Raw genomic sequence first — 17,334 nt, 5'->3', positions numbered from 1 at the left:
GGGGTTTTCACAAGGCGACGTGGTTACGTGAACGAGCACGATTCTTCCGTGGCGGCGCTGCCTCCCGCGCGCGCCCTGCCGGTCGCCGCGCAATATCGCATCGTCGGGCTGGTCGGGATCGGCATCGTCGCCGTCGCCATGCTGGCATGGCTAATAAGCGGATTGTTCGCCGCCGCGCCGGCGGCGCCCGAAAAGCTGCCGCCCGGCGCGTTCCGCCCGACCGCCGAGCAGCTACGCCAACTGACGATCTCGCCGGTGCGCTACGGTGCCGATGCCGATCTGTTGCAGGCCAGTGGGTCGATCGCGGCGGATGCGGATCACTCGACGCCGATCCTGCTGCCGTTCGCGGGGCAAGTCACCGACGTTATGGTGGTCGCAGGCCAGGGCGTCGCCAAGGGTCAGCCCCTGTTCCGCATCGCCTCGCCCGACGTGGTCGATGCGCGCAACGCACTGACGACGGCGACCGCGCAGGCGCGTACCGCCGCCCAGGCACTGACCCTCGCGCAACAGAATGCCGCGCGGCAGAAGGCGATCTACGAGACCGCCGGCGGCGCGTTCAAGGATTACGCGCAAGCGCAGAACGATCTGGTCGCGGCGCAATCGGCCGTCCGCTCGGCGCAGTCGGCGGTGCAGGCGGCGCGCGGCCGGCTCGCGATCTTCGGGCCCGGGGCGGGGACCAGCGGCGGCGGTACGCCGACGACCGTGTTCCGCGCGCCCGTGGGCGGCCTGATCGCCGATCGCAGCGTCGCGCCCGGCCAGTTCATCGCCGCCGGCAACGGCACGCCGCTGATGACGATCACCGACCCGTCGCGGGTCTGGCTGGTCGCCCAACTGGCGGAAAGCGAGGCGGCCGACGCGCGGGTCGGGGACCAGGTGACGGTGACGACGCCCGCGCTGCCCGGCCGGCGCTTCACCGCGCGGATCGACTATGTCGGCGCGGCGCTCGATCCGGCGACGCACCGCCTGCCGGTGCGCGCGACGATCGACAATCCCGACGGCGCCTTGAAGCCGCAGATGTTCGCGTCGTTCGATATCCGCCGCCGGCTCACGACTGGCGGCAACAGCCTGCTGGTCCCGGCCCAGGCGGTGATCCATGAGGGCGACACCGCCCGCGTCTGGGTGCTCGCGCCCGACGGCCTGCTCTACGCGCGCGCGGTGCAGGTGGGCGATACCGAAGGCGGGATGACGCACGTCACCGCCGGCCTGCGCTCCGGCGACCGAGTCGTCACGTCGGGCGCGCTGTTCGTCAACGAGGCGGGCCTAGAGCAGTGAACCGGCTGGTCGAACTGGCGCTGCGCCAGCGCATGCTGGTGCTGACGCTGCTGGTCGGCGTCGTGCTGGCGGGTGCGGTCGCGTTCGCCGGGCTCAACATCGAAGCCTATCCCGACCCGGTGCCGCCGATGGTCGAAGTGCTGACCCAGAGCAACGGCGTCTCCGCCGAGGAGATGGAGCGCAACGTCACGACCCCGATCGAGGTGGCGATCGCCGGGCTGCCGCATCTGACCGCGGTGCGCTCGATCTCGCTGTTCGGCCTGTCCGACGTCCGCATCCAGTTCAGCTACGACGTCAGCTTCCGCGAAGCCGAACAACTGGTGCTGAGCCGCCTGTCGCAGATTCCGCCGATGCCGAACAACGCGCAGCCGGTCATTTCCCCGACCAGCCCGATCGGCGAGATCTATCGCTATCGCCTCACGGGTCCGCCGGGTTACTCGCCGATGGACCTGAAAACGTTGCAGGACTGGGTGCTGCAACGCCGGTTCAAGCGCATTCCGGGCGTGGTCGACGTGACCGGCTGGGGCGGCAAGCTGCGTACCTACGAAGTCCATCTCGACCGCGACAAGCTGGCCGCGCATAACGTGACGGTGCCGCAAGTGCTCGCCGCGATCGGCAAGAGCGACGGCAATGTCGGCGGCCAGACGGTCAATTTCGGCGCGCAGGCGGCGATCGTGCGCGGCGTCGGGCTGATCCAGTCGGTCGATGCGATTCGCGACGTGATGGTCGGGACGGCGGGCGGCATGCCGATCCTGCTGCGCGACGTCGGCGCGGTGACGATCGGCAACATGCCGCGGCTTGGCATCGCGGGCGGGGGCGCCGACGACGACATCGTCATGGGCATCGTGCTGATGCAGCGCGGCGCGCAGTCGATGCCCGCGATCAAGGGCGTCGAGCAGGAAGTGGCGGAGATCAACGCCGGCGGCGTGCTGCCCCCCGGCGTCCGGCTCGAGCGGATCTACGACCGGTCGGATTTGATCGGGGTGACGACGCATACCGTCATGCACAATCTGATCGTCGGCGTGCTGCTGATCTTCGCGCTGCAATGGCTGTTCCTCGGCAATCTGCGCAGCGCGCTGATCGTCGCGGTCACGATTCCGTTCGCGCTGGCGGTCGCGGTGCTGGTGCTGACGTTGCAGGGCGAGTCCGCCAATCTGCTGTCGCTGGGCGCGCTCGATTTCGGGCTGATCGTCGATGCCAGCGTCATCATGGTCGAGGCGGTGTTCCGGCGGATGGTCGATCGATCGCACGACATTGCGAGCGGGCGCATCCATGCCAGCCACGCCAATCGCTTCTCGGCGATCCTGCACGCGTCGAGCGACGTCAGCCGCGGCATCTTCTTCGCCGCTGCGATCATCATCGCCAGCTTCCTGCCGCTGTTCACGCTGACCGGTGTCGAGGGGCACATCTTCGGGCCGATGGCTAAGACCTATGCCTATGCGATCGCCGGCGGGCTGGTCGCGGCGTTCACCGTCGCGCCGGTGCTGTCGGCGCTGCTGCTTCCCGACAAGCTCGCGGAGGTCGATACGTGGGTGGTCCGCCACCTGCGCCGCGCGGTCGAGCCGGCGGTCGCCTTCGCGCTCGCCAATCGCGTGCTGACGGTCGGGATCGCGACAGTGATGCTGGTCGTGTCGATGGTCGCGGTGCGTTCGCTCGGCGTCGAGTTCCTGCCGCATCTGGAGGAAGGCAACCTCTACGTCCGCGCGACCCTGCCGGCGTCGATCTCGCTGGAGGCGGGGCAACCGACCGTCAACGCGATCCGTCGCATCCTGGCGAGCTATCCGGAGGTCGAGCGGGTGGTGTCGACGCATGGCCGGCCCGACGACGGCACCGATGCCACCGGCTTCTTCAACGCCGAATTCTACGCGCCGCTCAAACCCGCCGAGCAATGGCCGGCCGGCGTCGACAAGGAAAAGCTGACCGCCGAATTGCAGGGGCGGTTGCAGGCGCGCTTCCCCGGCGTCGATTTCGAATTCTCGCAATATATCGAGGACAATGTCGACGAGGCTTCGTCGGGCGTGAAGGGCGCCAATTCGCTCAAGATCTTCGGCAGCGACCTCGCGACGCTCGAACGGCTGGCGGCGGCGATCAAGGCGCAGATGGCGCAGGTGCAGGGGATCGCCGACCTCGGCGTGTCCAATTCGCTCGGTCAGCCGACAGTGCGGATCGACGTCGATCGGCTGGCGGCGGCGCGCTACGGCCTGACGCCCGACGACGTCAACCAGACCGTCGCCGCCGCGATCGGCGGGCAATCGACCGGCGACCTCTACGAACAGGGCACCGACCGCCACTTCCCGATCATGGTCCGGCTCAACCCCGACCAGCGCAACGGCATCGAGCAGATTTCGCGCATCACGATCGGCGCGCCGTCGCCGACCGGCAACGGCACGATCCAGGTGCCGCTGTCGCAGGTCGCGAAGATCCGGCTCACCTCGGGCGCGTCGTTCATCTATCGCGAGCACCAGGAACGCTACGTGCCGATCAAGTTCAGCGTGCGCGGGCGCGATCTGGGCAGCACGGTGGACGAGGCGAAGGCACGGATCGCGCGCAACGTCGCGTTGCCGCCGGGCTACCACCTCGAATGGGCGGGCGAGCTCGGCAATCTGACCAACGCGGTCGCGCGGCTGGAGGTCGTAGTGCCGGTCAGCCTGTTGCTGATCCTAGTGCTGCTGTTCGCCAATTTCGGGTCGATCCGCGACACGTTGTTGGCGTTCAGCGTGATCCCGATGGCGCTGATCGGCGGGGTGATCGCGCTGGCGGTGACGGGAACGCCGTTCAGCATCTCTGCCGCGATCGGTTTCGTCGCCTTGTTCGGGATCGCGGTGATGGACGGTATCCTGATGGTCGCGACGTTCAACCAGCAGGTGAACGACGACCTGGAGCCGGAGGCGGCGCTGGCAGTGACGGTGCGGCATTGCCTACGGCCGGTGGTGATGACCTGTCTGGCGGCGGCGATCGGTCTGCTGCCCGCGGCGGTGTCGAGCGGGATCGGCAGCCAGGTGCAGAAGCCGCTCGCGCTGGTCGTGGTCGGGGGCATGACGCTGGCGCCGGTGTTGATCCTGCTGGTGCTGCCCGTGTTGATCGCGCGCTTCTCGCGCCATCGCGGCGGGCATCGCCATGCGCTGCGCCGTCATCACGCCGACGGCACGCCGATGGAGTCCCCGCTGTGAGACGTCTTCGCTTCGCGCCGTTGCTGCTGCTCGCCGGCTGCGCCACCACGCCGCAGCCGCACCCGAACCTGACATTGCCGCCGGCGCGGACCTCGACAACCGTCACGCCGCCCGACGCCCCCGCGCAGCAACTTGTGGTCGGCGCACCGGTGCAGGCGGCATGGTGGCATGCCTTCGGCAGCGCGAAGCTCGACGCGCTGGTCGCGCAGGCGCTGGCGACGAACAACGACATCGCCGCCGCCGATGCGGCATTGCGCCAGTCGCGGGAACTGGCCCGCGCCGCGGCGGGCGGGCAGGGGCCGCAGCTCGACGCCAGTTACCAAGCGCAGCGCGCGCGTGTCTCGGCCGCGCTGTCGACCCCGCTCGCCGACCCCAGCGACTATCTCTACACGCTCCACACCGCGCAATTGACCGTGGCCTATCCGCTCGACGTGTTCGGTGGGGGACGCGCGAAAGTGCGCTCGGCGCGTGCTGCGGCGGACGCGGCGGCGGCCCGGCGCGATGCCGCGCGCTCGACGGTCGTCGCCAATCTGGTCGTGGCGGTCATCCAGCATGCCGCGCTGTCGGCGCAGATCGAGGCGGCGCAGGCGACGATCCGCGACGACGCCGATCTCGTCACCCTGCTCGAACGCCGCCGCGCGCTGGGCGATGTCGGCGAGGCGGACGTCGCCGCGCAGCAGACCGTGCTCGCCACCGCGCAGGCCGCGCTGCCCCCGCTCGAACGACAGCGCGATCATCAGGCGGCGCTGATCGTGTCGTTGCTCGGACGGCCGGCGGGCGGGGTCGTCCCCGACCTGCCGGCGATGAGCGAACTCGTCCTGCCCGGTACCGTGCCGGTCGCGCTACCCGCCGCGATCGTCGCGGCGCGGCCCGACGTGCGCGCGGCCGAAGCGCAGATGCGGGGCGCCGCCGCTGACCTCGGCAGCGCGATCGCCGCTCGTTTGCCGTCGTTCCAGCTGAGCGGCACGGCGGGCGGCGCAGCCAGCCATTTCCTCGACATGTTCGCGACGGGCAATCCGTTCTTCTCACTGATCGGCGGCGTCACCCAGCCGCTGTTCCATTCGGGTCAGCTCCGCCATCAGCAGCACGCGGCCGAAGCGGCGTTGCAGCAGGCCGAGGCGCAATATCGCGCCGCCGCGATCCAGGCGTTCCTCGACGTCGACGATGCGCTGTCGGGCCTGCGCACCGATGGCGACGCGCTGGCGGCGGCGGCGCGCGCCGACGATGCTGCGCAACGCACGCTGACGATGACACGGCGGCAGGTCCAGCTCGGCGGAGTCGGCACGCTTGCCTTGCTCAACGCCTCGGCCGCCGCCTCGCAGGCCCGTCTCCAGCGGCTGCAGGCGAGCGCAGCGCGTCTGGTCGATACGGTCGCCTTGTATCAGGCGTGCGGCACGCCGGTCGGGGCGACGGGCAGCTAGTCCGCCGCTGCGACGTGCAGGACGACGCGCGCGCCGGGAGCATTGGACGCCACGTCCAGCCGCCCGCCCATCGCTTCCATGATCCGCGCGACGATCGACAGGCCGAGCCCCGCGCTGTCGCTGCGCTGCTGCCCAGCGCTGCGATAGCGCGCGCTGTCCTCCTTGCGTTCGATGACGATGCCGGGGCCGTCATCGACGATGGTGACGTCGCTGCGCCCGGTCTCGACGGTGATCGCGGTCCCCGGCGGCGTGTGGCGCACGGCGTTGTCGATCAGGTTGGCGATCGCGATGTGAAGCAGCCCCGCATGGCCGAGCACGGGCACGGGCGCGCGACGATCGCTCATCTCGATCGATCGGCCCGAGCGGAAGACGATCGGTGCCATCGCCGCGACCGCGGCTTCCGCGACCGCTTGCAGGTCGATCGGTTCTATCGTCGGCGGAAGTCCCTCGATCGACGCCAGTTCCATCAGCTGCGCGACCACATGCGACGCCTGGTCGATCGCCTGGCGCAAGGCGTCGCGCTCGGGGGAGGGGGGCAACGCGTCGCAGCGCAGTGCCACCAGCGTCAGCGGCGTGCGCAGTTCGTGCGCGACGCTCGAGACGAACTCGCTCTGACGGCGATACCCGGCCTCGACCCGGTCGAGCGCACGGTTGGTCGCCGCGGCCAGTCCCTGCGCTTCCATCGGCAGGCCGGTGGTGTCGAGCCTCGTCCCCAAGGTCGCCGGGCGGATGCGGTCGGCCTGTCGCGACACGCCGCGTAGCTGTCGTGTCACCCGCGCGACCAGCAGCAGCGTCAGCGCGGCCGACGCGACCAGGATGACCGGGATGATCCAGAACGCACGCTCCAGGAACGCGGCGACGACGTCGTCGACGATCACCTCCGGCCGGGTGCGGTCCTGCGCCGTTTCGACGATCGCGCGGCCGCCGGGCAAGTCCACCGCGCGCCGGTAGGTATCGTACTTGCCGGTTTGGGAGTAACCGAGCTCAGCGTCCCGGTCCCGGCTGGGCGGCAACGCACCGGTCGCGCCACCCTGCGCGATGATCCGCCCCGACGCGCTGGAAACGCGATAGGCGCGACTGCCGCGCTCGCCATAAAGCGGCCCGAGCTGCCCCGCGGCGACGTCCGTTCCGCTCGGTCCGGCGACCGCGGCGACGGCGACGACATCGGCGTCGTGGCGCAGCTGGGCGGCGTCATACTCGTTCGCCGTCCGGTGCAGGATCACCAGCACCAGCACCGGCAGCAGCAGCGCCAGGATCAACAGCAACGTCAGCTGCGACAGCACCAGCTGTCCGAACAGCGAACGCGGCCAGAGCCGCCTCACGCCTGCATCAGCATGTAACCGACCCCGCGCACGGTCTGCACGGTCAGCGGCAGGCCGGTCGATTGCAACCGGCGGCGGATGCGATGGATATAGACCTCGACCGCGTTCGACCCCAGCGTGTCGCCGGCCCCGAACAACTGATCCTCGAGCAGCCGCTTGGGGACGACATGGTCGATCCGCCGCAGCAGCAGTTCGAGCAATTCGACCTCGCGCAACGACATGTCGGCGGCCTTGCCGTCGATCGTCACTTGCCGCGTCTCGATATCGAGTTCGAGCCCGGCGGCACGCAGCACATGCTCCTGATAGGTCGATCCGCGCCGCAACACGGCCTGCACCCGGGCGTGTAGTTCGTCGAAATGGAACGGCTTGGTCATGTAATCGTCGGCGCCGGCGCTCAGGCCGTCGATCCGGCTTTCGACCGCACCGCGGGCGGTAAGGATCAGGATCGGCTCCCGCCGCTGCGCCCCCCGCAACCGGCGCAGCAGCGCGATGCCGTCCTCGTCGGGCAGCCCGAGGTCGAGGATGACGAGCGCGTAGGTCGTGGTCTCGATCAGGATCGCCGCATCCTCGGCGATATGCGCGACGTCGCACCGGATGTGCTTGCGCTCGAACGCCGACCGCACCGCTTCGGCCAGTTCGACATTGTCCTCGACGATCAACAGCCTCATCGCGCCGTCCTGCCCGCCGGTCGGGTGATCCACAAGAGGAATGGTGGACGCACTAGGGCTCGAACCTAGGACCCGCTGATTAAGAGTCAGCTGCTCTACCAACTGAGCTATGCGTCCATGCCGGCTGGGCGGCGTGCCGCTCGAAAGCGGCGTCCCCGATCGGGGAGCGCGGCGGTTAGCATCGTGGCCGCGCTTTGCAAACACTTTTTGTGCGGCGGCGCGCCGAAACCTACCAGCGCGATTTCTGGCGATTCTGGCGGTCGATCGACATCAGGATGCCGAGGCACAGCATCACGGTCATCTGCGACGATCCGCCATAGCTGATGAGGGGGAGCGGCACGCCGACCACCGGCGCCAGGCCCATCACCATCGCCATGTTGATCGATACATAGAAGAACAGGGTCGCGGCGAGGCCGGCCGCGGTCAGCCGCGCGAACCGCCCCTCCGCCGCCAGTGCGACGCGGATCGCCCACCAGATGATCGCCCCCCACGCCAGCACCAGCGCGATGCCGCCGGCCAGTCCCCATTCCTCCATCATCGTGGCCAGCGCGAAGTCGGTATGGCCTTCGGGGAGGTAATCGAGGTGGCTCTGCGTCCCGTTCAGGAATCCCTTGCCCCAGAAACCGCCGGAGCCGATCGCGATCTTCGACTGGCTGATGTGATAGCCGGTGCCGAGCGGGTCGCTTTCGGGGTCGAGGAAGATCGAGATGCGGTGGCGCTGGTAATCGTGCAGCACGTAATTGTACGCGATCGTGCCGAGTACCGGTGCGGCCAGCGCCGCGCCGATGAACAGGCGGAGCGGGATGCCGGCCAGGAACATCACGACGATGCCCCCCGCGGTAATCATCAGCGCGGTGCCCAAATCGGGCTGCTTCATCACCAGTCCCGCGGGCAGGCCGATCAGCAGCAGCGCCGGCCAGATCGCGACGAACTTGCGGATCTCGCTGAGCGGCAGCAATTCGTAGAAGCGCGCGCACGCCAGCACGATGAACGGCTTCATCAGCTCGGACGGCTGCAACCGGATGAAACCCAGCTCGATCCAGCGCTGACCGCCGCCGGCAATCTTGCCCAGCACCTCGACCGCGACCAGCATCACCAGCGTGACCGTGTAGGCGGGCAGGCTTATCATGCCCCACGTCTCAGCCCGGACGCGCGACAGGCCCATCGCCGCGCCCAGAAACACGAAGAACAGAATGCCCTGCTTCATCGCCCAGCGCATGCTGCCGCCTGCCGCCGAATAGAGGACGAGCAGGTCGAAACAGCCGATCCCGATCAGCAGCAGGATGATGAGCCACGGCAGCTGCGCCAGCGGCTCGGGCACGAAACCAAGCGACATGGCGGAGCCACGCTGCGGGCGGCGGCTCATTGTTCGACCTCGTGCGAGCCCTGTTCGGCGGGGAGGGCGGTGTTGGCGATCGCGGCGGCCGAGCTGTTGGCGGCGTCGGTCGCGGCCTCGACCGCCGGGGCTTCGGTCGGCGCGGTGGCGTCGGTCTCGGTCTGCACCGCCTGCACCGCGGATATCTGGCCGCGATAGGCGGCCTCCTCGGCGGCGGCGCGAGTCGCGATGTCGCCGCCCCAGGTAGGCTCGAGCTCGGCGAGCGACTTCAGCGCACGCTCACGGTCGAGCAGGTACGTCATGATGTCGCGACCGATTCCCGGCGTGTCGAGGTTGCGGACGGTGTGCCCGCCATGTTCGAGCACGATGCCGGCGGCGTAGCGCGGATTCTCGACCGGCGCGAAGCACACGAACAGCGCGTGGTCGCGCATCTTGAAGGGAAGGGCGGCGTTCTTGAGCACGCCGCGGGCGCGCTCGGCCATGGTGATGCGGCGGACCTGCGCGGTGCCGGTCTTGGCGCCGATCGACATGCCGGGGATGTTGAGCCGCGCCGCGCCGCCGGTGCCGCCCTCATTGACGACGCCGTACATCGCGTCGCGGATCAGCGCGAGCTGGTCGGCGGCGAAGGGCAGGGGGGCGGCAGCGACGGCCGGCTTGTTCATCAGCAGGCGCGGCACCAGCGACCGGCCCGACCCGATCCGCGCCGCCATCATCGCCAGCTGGAGCGGATTGGCAAGGACGTATCCCTGGCCGATCGACGCGTTGAGCGAATCGGCGACGGTCCAGTCGGCCTTGTAGCGGCGCTTCTTCCACGCACTGTCGGGCACGGTGCCGAAGCGCTGGGTGGGGAAAGGGATGTCGAACTTCTGACCGAGCCCCATCGTCCGCGCCACCGGGGCGACGTGATCGTAGCCGAGCCGGCGGATCATCTCGTAGAAATAGATGTCGCAGCTCTGCATGATGGCGTGCTTGAGGTCGAGCGCACCGTGCCCGCCGCGCTTGTGGCAGTGGAACACGCCAGTCCCGACCTTCAGCGCACCGGTGCACACGACGCGGTCGTTCGCGCCGATTCCGTTCGACAGCAACGCGAGGCCGTTCATCGGCTTGACCGTCGATCCCGGCGGGTACAGCCCCTGCAGGATCTTGTTCATCAGCGGCACGTGGTCGTTGTCGCTGAGCATCTTCCATTCGAGATGGCTGATCCCGTCGGAGAAGCTGTTGGGATCGTAGGCGGGCATCGACACGAACGCGAGCACGTCGCCGTTGGTGATGTCGATGACGACGGCCGAGCCCGAATTGGTGCCGAGCCGGCGCGCGGCATATTCCTGCAAGCCGACGTCGATCGTCAACCGCGCGGGCTTGCCGGCGATGTCCGGACGAGTCGCGAGCTCGCGGACCAGCTTGCCGTGCGCGGTGACCTCGACTCGCTTGGCACCGGCCTGGCCGCGGAGTTCGTTCTCCAGCGTCTTTTCCAGGCCGTCCTTGCCGATCTTGAACCCTGGCGTGATGAGCAGCGGGTCCTTGGTCTTCTGATACTGTTCGGCCGAGGCGGCGCCGACATAGCCGGTCAAATGCGCGACGGCCTGCGCGGTCGGGTAATTGCGCGAATAGCCCGCGGTCGGCGCGACGCCGGGCAGTTCGGGCACGCGGAGCTGAACGGCGGCGAAGCGATCGGCGTCGATATTCTCCGCCACCTGTACCGGCTGGAAGCCGGGTGCGCGCTTGAGGTCGTTCTGGATTCGCGTGATCTGCTCGGGCGGGAGAGCGAGCAGCTTCTGGAGCAACGCGAAGACGCGCGGTCGCTCGGCCTCGGGCAAGCGGTCGGGGATGATGTCGACGCGGAAATCGGTGCGGTTGTTGGCGATCGGCCGGCCGTACCGATCGATGATCCAGCCACGGCGCGGCGGGATCATCGTCAAATTGACGCGATTGCTCTCCGACAACAGCTTGTAATGCTCGTTCTCGAACACCGCGAGCCACGTCATCCGGCCGGCGAGCGCCAGCCCCACGGTGCCTTGGATCGCGCCGACCATCATCGCCCGACGCGAAAAGCTGTAGGACTGCGTCGCCTCGGTCGTCAGGCGCGGGGGCTTGGTCAAGCGTGGCCCCGTTTCGCGTCGAGCCATGCCACCAGCCGGGCGACGAAGGGGTAGAGCAGCACGGCGGCGATTCCCTGGAATACGATCAGCACGTCGACATGCGCCCGGAGCGGCGTCGCGATCAAGCGTCCGCCGACCAGGGCCAGCACGATAGCGCCGATCGCGAGCATCCAGTCCTGCCAGAAATCGCGCGACACGAGCCGCTGGTCGAGCATGTCGACTGCGACGAAACCCATCGTCCAGAGCAGGATCGCGCTGCCCATCGGCTGGCCGCTGATGAGATCGTCGAACAGGCCGAACAAGACCGGCGCCCAGATCCGCACCGTCTCCGGCCGCTGCAACCGCCACGCCAGCAGCACCATCAGCCCGAACGGCGGCAGCACCGGAAACGTCGCGATCAGCGGGATGATCGTGACGAGCGAGCCGGCCATCACCGACACGATCGGGATGGCGCGCGTGCGCAGCTCGGGCACGTCCTCGGCAAAGGGGCCGCTGTTCGCCGGGCTCATGGCCGCGTGTCCGGCGCGACGGCGGGCGGCGTCGGCAGGTAGGCGCGCAGCACCTGCGCGTAATCGAACGCATCCGGCGCGGCGAACGGCGTCGCGAGCGTGCTCGCGCTGTCGCGGCTGGTGACCTTGCCGACCGGGATGTTGGGCGGGAAGATGCCACCCGCACCCGACGTCACCAGCACGTCGCCGACCGCGAAATCGGCGTTGAGCGCGATCGGCTTGACGTCCAGCAGGCCGTCGCCGCGTCCGGTGACGAACCCCGCGGCGCCGTCGCGCGTGCGGCGGACGGGGACGATGCTGTCCGGATCGATCAGCATCAGCACGCGCGCGGTGTCTGGTCCAGCCTCCAGGATGCGCCCGACCAGCCCGTCCGGCGCCAGCACCGGCATGCCGGCATGCACCCCCTGGGCGAGGCCGCCGTAGAGCAGGGCGATCCGCCGGCTGCTCGATGCGGTCGAACTGACCAGGCGAGCGGTGGCGATCACGTCGGCGGCCGGCTCGCGCACGCCGAGCAGTTTCTTCAACCGGACATTCTCGAACGCGATTGCGCGGGCCCGCAGCAACTGCTTGCGATCAGCCGCCGCCTGATCCTTCAGCCGGGCATTTTCCGCATGGACTCCGAAATAGCTGCCGATCGATACGGGAATCGAGGCGATCGTGCTCCACGCTCCGCCCGCTGCCCAACTGACCGGCGCGGTAATCTCGGCGACGCCCGAGCGGAAGGCGGAGAAGGCCGGCGGGTCGAACCGGGCGAGCAGCAACAGTACAGCACCGACCAAGCCCCCCGCGACCGCAATCACGTAGGCCAGGAACTGACTATATTGCGCCCGCCGCGAAAAACCCGGGCGCCGGTTGCGTGGCGCCGCCATCCTGTGTCCCTAACACTCCATTCGCACCATCGGCCCGCGCTTTCCGCCGGGCAAGCCGGTCGAAAGGCGCGGGCCGATATTATTCCTCGCGGGAGCCGCCCGGCATCACGCCGTGTGCAGCACGCCCTTGAACATCGGATCCTCCAGCGCGCGTCCGGTGCCGAGCGCGACGCAGGTCAGCGGATCCTCGGCGATCGTGACCGGCAGGCCGGTCTCGTCGCGCAGCACTTCGTCGATGCCGTGGAGCAGCGCGCCGCCGCCGGTCAGGACGATGCCCTGATCGACGATGTCCGCCGCGAGTTCCGGCGCCGTGTTTTCCAGCGCGATACGCACGCCCTCGACGATCGTGCCGACCGGTTCGCTCAGCGCCTCGGCGATCTGGCCCTGGTTGATCTGGATTTCCTTGGGCACGCCATTGACCAGGTCGCGACCCTTGATGTGGATGGTCAGGCCGATGCCGTCCGCGGGCGGCTTGGCGGTGCCGACCTCCTGCTTGATCCGCTCGGCGGTCGCTTCGCCGATCAGCAGGTTGTGGTTGCGGCGCACGTAGGAGACGATCGCCTCGTCCATCTTGTCGCCGCCGACGCGGACCGACGTGGTGTAGGCGAGGCCGCGCAACGAGAGCACCGCGACTTCGGTCGTGCCACCGCCGATATCGACGACCATGCTGCCGATCGGTTCGGTCACCGGCATGTCGGCACCGATCGCGGCGGCCATCGGCTCCTCGATCAGCCAGACCTGCGACGCGCCGGCATTCTGCGCGGCGTCGCGGATCGCACGGCGCTCGACGCTGGTCGAGCCCGACGGCACGCAGATCACGATCTGGGGCCAACGCATGAAGCGGCGCTGGCCGCCATGCACCTTGCGGATGAAGTGCGAGATCATCTGCTCGGCCACGTCGATGTCGGCGATTACGCCGTCGCGCAAGGGGCGAATCGCCTGGATGTTGTCGGGGGTCTTGCCCATCATCAGCTTGGCGTCGTCGCCGACCGCCTTCACCTTCTTCTGGCCGTTGATCGTCTCGACCGCCACCACCGACGGCTCGTTGAGCACGACGCCGCGCCCGCGCAGGTAGACGACGGTGTTCGCCGTCCCGAGATCGATCGCCATGTCATGCGACATCAGCTTGAAGAAACGCCCGAAGACCATAGAGACCGTTTTCCGAAATTCGCCGCCGAACGCGGCACGCCAAGGTTGCTGTCCCCCCTCGCCAAAGCCAAATCCGGGCTCCGGTTTGCTTGGCATTAGCGGTCGCGGGATGGGGCCGCTTGGGCTAGAGTCACATCCATGTCAATACGGCGTCTGCCCGAGCATCTGGTCAATCGCATCGCCGCCGGTGAAGTGGTGGAAAGACCCGCCAGCGCGTTGAAGGAACTGGTCGAAAACGCGATCGACGCGGGGGCCTCGCGGATCGCGGTGCGGCTGGCGGGCGGCGGCATTAACCTTATCGAAGTGGTCGACGACGGCTGCGGCATGACGCCGGCCGACATGGCGCTGGCGTTGGAGCGGCATGCGACCTCGAAACTCCCCGACGAGGCGATCGACGAGGTCGCGACGCTTGGCTTTCGCGGCGAGGCGCTGCCGTCGATCGCCAGCGTCGCGAGGCTGACGCTGGAAAGCCGGGTGCGCGGGAGTGACGGCTGGCGACGGGTGGTCGATAACGGCGCGCTGGTCGAGGAGGGACCGGCAGCGCTGCCCCCCGGGACGCGGGTGCTGGTCGAACAACTGTTCGCGCGAGTGCCGGCGCGGCGCAAGTTCCTGCGCTCGGCGCGAGCGGAATATGGCGCCAGCCTCGATATCGTCCGACGGTTGGCGATGGCGCGGCCGGACATCGCCTTTTCGGTCGAGCATGACGGCCGCCGTGCGCTGTCCACCACCGGCGGCGAGGATCGTCCGGCGCGGGTCGCCGCGCTGACCGATCGCGCGCTGGCCGAGAACAGCGTCGCGGTCGATTTCGTGCGCGAGGGCGTGCGGCTGGGCGGGGTGGCGGGGTTGCCGACCTTCAGTCGCGGGGTCGCCGATCACCAATATCTGTTCGTCAACGGGCGGCCGGTTAAGGACCGCCTGCTGATTGGCGCGATCCGCGGCGCCTATGCCGAGATGCTGGCGCGCGACCGCCATCCAGTGGTAGCGCTGTTCCTCGACCTGCCGGCGAGCGAGGTCGACGTCAACGTTCACCCGGCCAAGACCGAGGTCCGCTTCCGCGAGCCGCAACTGATCCGCGGAATGATCGTCAGTGGCTTACGGCGCGCGCTGGAAGAGGCCGGTCATCGCAGCGCACAGCGGCCGGACCAAGCGGCGATGGCGGGGTGGCAGAGCGAGCCGACGCAAGATCTTCATCCCGGCGAAGGCCGGGATCGCTGGCCGTTATTCGACACGCCAGCGGCCCCGGCCTTCGCCGGGGCGACGGTGCACGAGCGCCGTCCGGTCTTCTTCACGCCGCCACCGCAAGCTAGAGCCGAACCGGCATACGCGCCGCCACCGGACACCGTCGCGCACCCGCTCGGCGTAGCGCGAGGGCAGGTGGCGAAGACCTATATCGTCGCCGAGGCCGAGGACGGACTGGTGTTGGTCGACCAGCATGCCGCGCACGAGCGACTGGTGCTCGAACGGATGCGTGCGGCACTGGCGGGGGGACGGGTCGCCAGCCAGGCGCTGTTGCTGCCCGACGTGGTCGAGCTCGACGAACCCGCCTGCGACCGGCTCGAAGCGCGTCTCGCCGAACTGGCCGATTTCGGGCTGGAACTCGAACGCTTCGGCCCGCGCGCGATGCTGGTCCGCGCGACGCCGGCGATGCTGGGGGCGGGCGACGTCGCCGGACTCGTCACCGACCTGGCCGACGAACTCGCGGCGTTCGACGATACGCTCAGCCTCAGGGAACGGATCGACCATGTCGCCGTGACGATGGCGTGCCATGGCTCGGTCCGCGCCGGTCGCGTGTTGTCGGTCGCAGAGATGAACGCGCTGCTCCGCGAGATGGAGATCACGCCGCGATCGGGCCAGTGCAACCACGGCCGCCCGACCTGGGTGAAACTGGCGCACGGCGATATCGAAAAACTGTTCGGTCGTCGCTGATTCTTGCGACAATTCGAATCACGCGAGCGGGAATGCCGATCCCGTTCCGGTACGGATTGCAAATAAATTCGTTCATCTTCTGGAAACAATGCGGCAGCGTGCGCATTTATAGCGGTGAAGTGATCGACAACATCTTGAGGAGGCCGTCATGAAAGCCATGCCCGTCATCTTCGCGCTGATACCGCTCGTCGCCGTCGTCAGCGCCTGCGTCTCGACTTACTGAAGGGACGCAGAGGCATGAAAAAAGGGCCGCCCGGCATGTCGCCGGACGGCCCTTTTTCATAACGTCGGTCGACCCGATCAGGCGTTCGATGCCTCGGCGGCCGGAGCCTGGACCTCGGCGGTCGCGCCCGGCTCGGCGTTCGGATCGTAATCTTCGGTGAAGCCGGCGGTATCGCGGCCTTCCTCGAACATCTGCGCCATGACGTCGACGCCCTGGCTCTGCATCTCGGCTTCCTCGGGCGAACGCGCGACGTTCACCTTGACGGTTATCGACACTTCGGGGTGCAGCTGCACGCGGACTTCGTACAGGCCGATCGCCTTGATCGGCTTGTCGAGCACGATTTGGCTCTTGGCGACCTTGTGGCCGTCCGCTTCCAGCGCCTCGACCAGGTCACGCACCGCGACCGAGCCGTAGAGCTGGCCGGTGTTCGACGCCTGGCGGATCAGGGTCACCGACACGTCCTTGTACGACGTGGCTTCCTTCTCGGCCTCGCCGCGACGATTGGCGTTGTCCGCCTCGATCTTGGCGCGGTTGGCTTCGAAGACCTTGCGGTTTGCCTCGTTGGCGCGCAGCGCCTTCTTGTTCGGCAGAAGGAAGTTGCGGGCGAACCCGTCCTTGACCTTCACGACATCGCCGATGGCGCCGAGCTTCTCGACGCGTTCCAGCAGAATGACATCCATCGTGTCTGCTCCTTACTTCACGAGGTAGGGCAGCAGGCCCAGGTGACGCGCGCGCTTGATCGCCTGGGCGAGCTCGCGCTGCTTCTTCGCGCTCACCGAGGTGATGCGCGACGGGACGATCTTGCCACGCTCCGAAACGAAGCCCTGCAGCAGCCGGACGTCCTTATAGTCGATCCGGGGGGCGTCCTTCGCAGAGAAGGGGCAGCTCTTGCGGCGGCGGAAAAAGGGTCGTGCCATGTCTAAAACTCCTTACTCGCCGTCGAAGCCGCCGCGGGGACCGCGGTTGTCACGATCGGGACGGTCGCCCCGGTCACGGCTGCGCTCACGGTCGCGCTCGCCCTTGCGCATCATCACCGACGGGCCGGCCTCGTGCTCGTCGACCTTGACGGTCATGTAGCGGATCACGTCCTCGTTGATCTGGGTCTGGCGCTCCAGCTCGGCGACGACGGCGCCCGGCGCGTCGATCTCGAGCATCACGTAATGCGCCTTGCGGTTCTTCGCGATGCGATAGGCGAGCGAACGAAGACCCCAGGTCTCGGTCTTGACGACCTTGCCATTGTTGTCCTCGACGATCTTGGTGGCGGCTTCCGCCAGGGCGTCCACTTGCGCCTGTGCCAGGTCCTGGCGCGCAAGGAACACGTGCTCGTAAAGAGCCATGCGTCTGTCTCACTGTTGGCCGATCGCTGACGC

At 68.4% G+C, this 17,334-nt stretch carries 14 protein-coding genes and 1 tRNA gene; 4 read left to right on the top strand and 11 right to left on the bottom strand.

The window, feature by feature from the left end:
* Positions 1-48 precede the first annotated feature (48 nt).
* From J0I47_RS04810 to J0I47_RS04800, 3 genes are read left to right on the top strand one after another with little or no spacing between them, the layout of a single operon-like run.
* On the top strand, positions 49-1,272 hold the full coding sequence (locus tag J0I47_RS04810; protein WP_294045291.1) for an efflux RND transporter periplasmic adaptor subunit: 1,224 nt from the start codon (positions 49-51) through the stop codon (positions 1,270-1,272).
* Entirely contained in the window at positions 1,269-4,442 is a 3,174-nt protein-coding gene (locus J0I47_RS04805) for a CusA/CzcA family heavy metal efflux RND transporter (protein WP_294045290.1), read from the top strand. Before J0I47_RS04810 ends, J0I47_RS04805 begins: the two co-directional genes overlap by 4 nt.
* Positions 4,439-5,863 carry an efflux transporter outer membrane subunit gene (locus J0I47_RS04800; protein ID WP_294045289.1) on the top strand — a complete coding sequence of 475 codons (1,425 nt, stop codon included), beginning with the start codon at positions 4,439-4,441 and terminating at the stop codon, positions 5,861-5,863. The genes J0I47_RS04805 and J0I47_RS04800 overlap by 4 nt, the downstream gene beginning before the upstream one ends.
* Here the strand turns inward: J0I47_RS04800 and J0I47_RS04795 are convergent.
* The 8 genes from J0I47_RS04795 to J0I47_RS04760 form a co-directional block, all read right to left on the bottom strand.
* On the bottom strand, positions 5,860-7,185 hold the full coding sequence (locus J0I47_RS04795) for an ATP-binding protein (protein ID WP_294045287.1): 1,326 nt from the start codon (positions 7,183-7,185) through the stop codon (positions 5,860-5,862). The two genes, J0I47_RS04800 and J0I47_RS04795, sit on opposite strands and share 4 nt — an antisense overlap.
* Positions 7,182-7,853: a response regulator gene (locus J0I47_RS04790; protein WP_294045285.1), complete on the bottom strand. Its 672-nt coding sequence runs from the start codon at positions 7,851-7,853 to the stop codon at positions 7,182-7,184. The genes J0I47_RS04795 and J0I47_RS04790 overlap by 4 nt, the downstream gene beginning before the upstream one ends.
* Before the next feature lie 41 nt (positions 7,854-7,894).
* Positions 7,895-7,970 (bottom strand) — tRNA-Lys (locus J0I47_RS04785).
* Positions 7,971-8,082: 112 nt separating this feature from the next.
* Complete coding sequence (gene rodA, locus J0I47_RS04780; RefSeq protein WP_294045283.1) at positions 8,083-9,219, bottom strand: rod shape-determining protein RodA; 1,137 nt, start codon at positions 9,217-9,219, stop codon at positions 8,083-8,085.
* Positions 9,216-11,288: a penicillin-binding protein 2 gene (gene mrdA / locus J0I47_RS04775; RefSeq protein ID WP_294045282.1), complete on the bottom strand. Its 2,073-nt coding sequence runs from the start codon at positions 11,286-11,288 to the stop codon at positions 9,216-9,218. The genes rodA and mrdA overlap by 4 nt, the downstream gene beginning before the upstream one ends.
* Entirely contained in the window at positions 11,285-11,797 is a 513-nt protein-coding gene (mreD, locus tag J0I47_RS04770; RefSeq protein WP_294045281.1) for a rod shape-determining protein MreD, read from the bottom strand. The genes mrdA and mreD overlap by 4 nt, the downstream gene beginning before the upstream one ends.
* Positions 11,794-12,666, bottom strand: a complete 873-nt coding sequence (mreC, locus tag J0I47_RS04765) for a rod shape-determining protein MreC (protein WP_294045280.1) — start codon at positions 12,664-12,666, stop codon at positions 11,794-11,796. The genes mreD and mreC overlap by 4 nt, the downstream gene beginning before the upstream one ends.
* Positions 12,667-12,771: 105 nt before the next feature.
* Positions 12,772-13,815 carry a rod shape-determining protein gene (locus J0I47_RS04760; RefSeq protein WP_294045279.1) on the bottom strand — a complete coding sequence of 348 codons (1,044 nt, stop codon included), beginning with the start codon at positions 13,813-13,815 and terminating at the stop codon, positions 12,772-12,774.
* A 138-nt stretch (positions 13,816-13,953) separates the two neighbouring features.
* On the opposite strand from J0I47_RS04760, the gene mutL reads away from it, so the two are divergent.
* Complete coding sequence (gene mutL / locus J0I47_RS04755; protein WP_294045278.1) at positions 13,954-15,741, top strand: DNA mismatch repair endonuclease MutL; 1,788 nt, start codon at positions 13,954-13,956, stop codon at positions 15,739-15,741.
* A gap of 300 nt (positions 15,742-16,041) precedes the next feature.
* On the opposite strand, the gene rplI is transcribed toward mutL, so the two are convergent.
* The 3 genes from rplI to rpsF are packed head-to-tail and all read right to left on the bottom strand — an operon-like array spanning position 16,042 to position 17,301.
* Positions 16,042-16,644: a 50S ribosomal protein L9 gene (gene rplI, locus J0I47_RS04750; RefSeq protein WP_294045277.1), complete on the bottom strand. Its 603-nt coding sequence runs from the start codon at positions 16,642-16,644 to the stop codon at positions 16,042-16,044.
* A 12-nt stretch (positions 16,645-16,656) separates the two neighbouring features.
* Complete coding sequence (rpsR, locus tag J0I47_RS04745; protein ID WP_066583513.1) at positions 16,657-16,881, bottom strand: 30S ribosomal protein S18; 225 nt, start codon at positions 16,879-16,881, stop codon at positions 16,657-16,659.
* 12 nt (positions 16,882-16,893) lie between these two features.
* A complete protein-coding gene (gene rpsF / locus J0I47_RS04740; protein ID WP_294045276.1) occupies positions 16,894-17,301 on the bottom strand; it encodes a 30S ribosomal protein S6 in 408 nt (135 codons plus the stop codon).
* Between the last annotated feature and the right edge of the window lie 33 nt (positions 17,302-17,334).

The organism is Sphingomonas sp. (genome assembly GCF_017304635.1).
Taxonomy (GTDB): Bacteria; Pseudomonadota; Alphaproteobacteria; order Sphingomonadales; family Sphingomonadaceae; genus Sphingomonas.
Note: the sequence above shows the minus strand (reverse complement) of the source record. Positions and strands in the feature narration are given on the sequence as shown.

Bases quoted from the DNA above. Each gene is read 5' to 3' on its own strand.
- J0I47_RS04790 (WP_294045285.1), bottom strand. From the start codon at position 7,853: ATGAGGCTGTTGATCGTCGAGGACAATGTCGAACTGGCCGAAGCGGTG.
- rodA (WP_294045283.1), bottom strand. From the start codon at position 9,219: ATGAGCCGCCGCCCGCAGCGTGGCTCCGCCATGTCGCTTGGTTTCGTG.
- mreD (WP_294045281.1), bottom strand. From the start codon at position 11,797: ATGAGCCCGGCGAACAGCGGCCCCTTTGCCGAGGACGTGCCCGAGCTG.
- mreC (WP_294045280.1), bottom strand. From the start codon at position 12,666: ATGGCGGCGCCACGCAACCGGCGCCCGGGTTTTTCGCGGCGGGCGCAA.
- J0I47_RS04760 (WP_294045279.1), bottom strand. From the start codon at position 13,815: ATGGTCTTCGGGCGTTTCTTCAAGCTGATGTCGCATGACATGGCGATC.
- mutL (WP_294045278.1), top strand. From the start codon at position 13,954: ATGTCAATACGGCGTCTGCCCGAGCATCTGGTCAATCGCATCGCCGCC.
- rplI (WP_294045277.1), bottom strand. From the start codon at position 16,644: ATGGATGTCATTCTGCTGGAACGCGTCGAGAAGCTCGGCGCCATCGGC.
- rpsR (WP_066583513.1), bottom strand. From the start codon at position 16,881: ATGGCACGACCCTTTTTCCGCCGCCGCAAGAGCTGCCCCTTCTCTGCG.
- rpsF (WP_294045276.1), bottom strand. From the start codon at position 17,301: ATGGCTCTTTACGAGCACGTGTTCCTTGCGCGCCAGGACCTGGCACAG.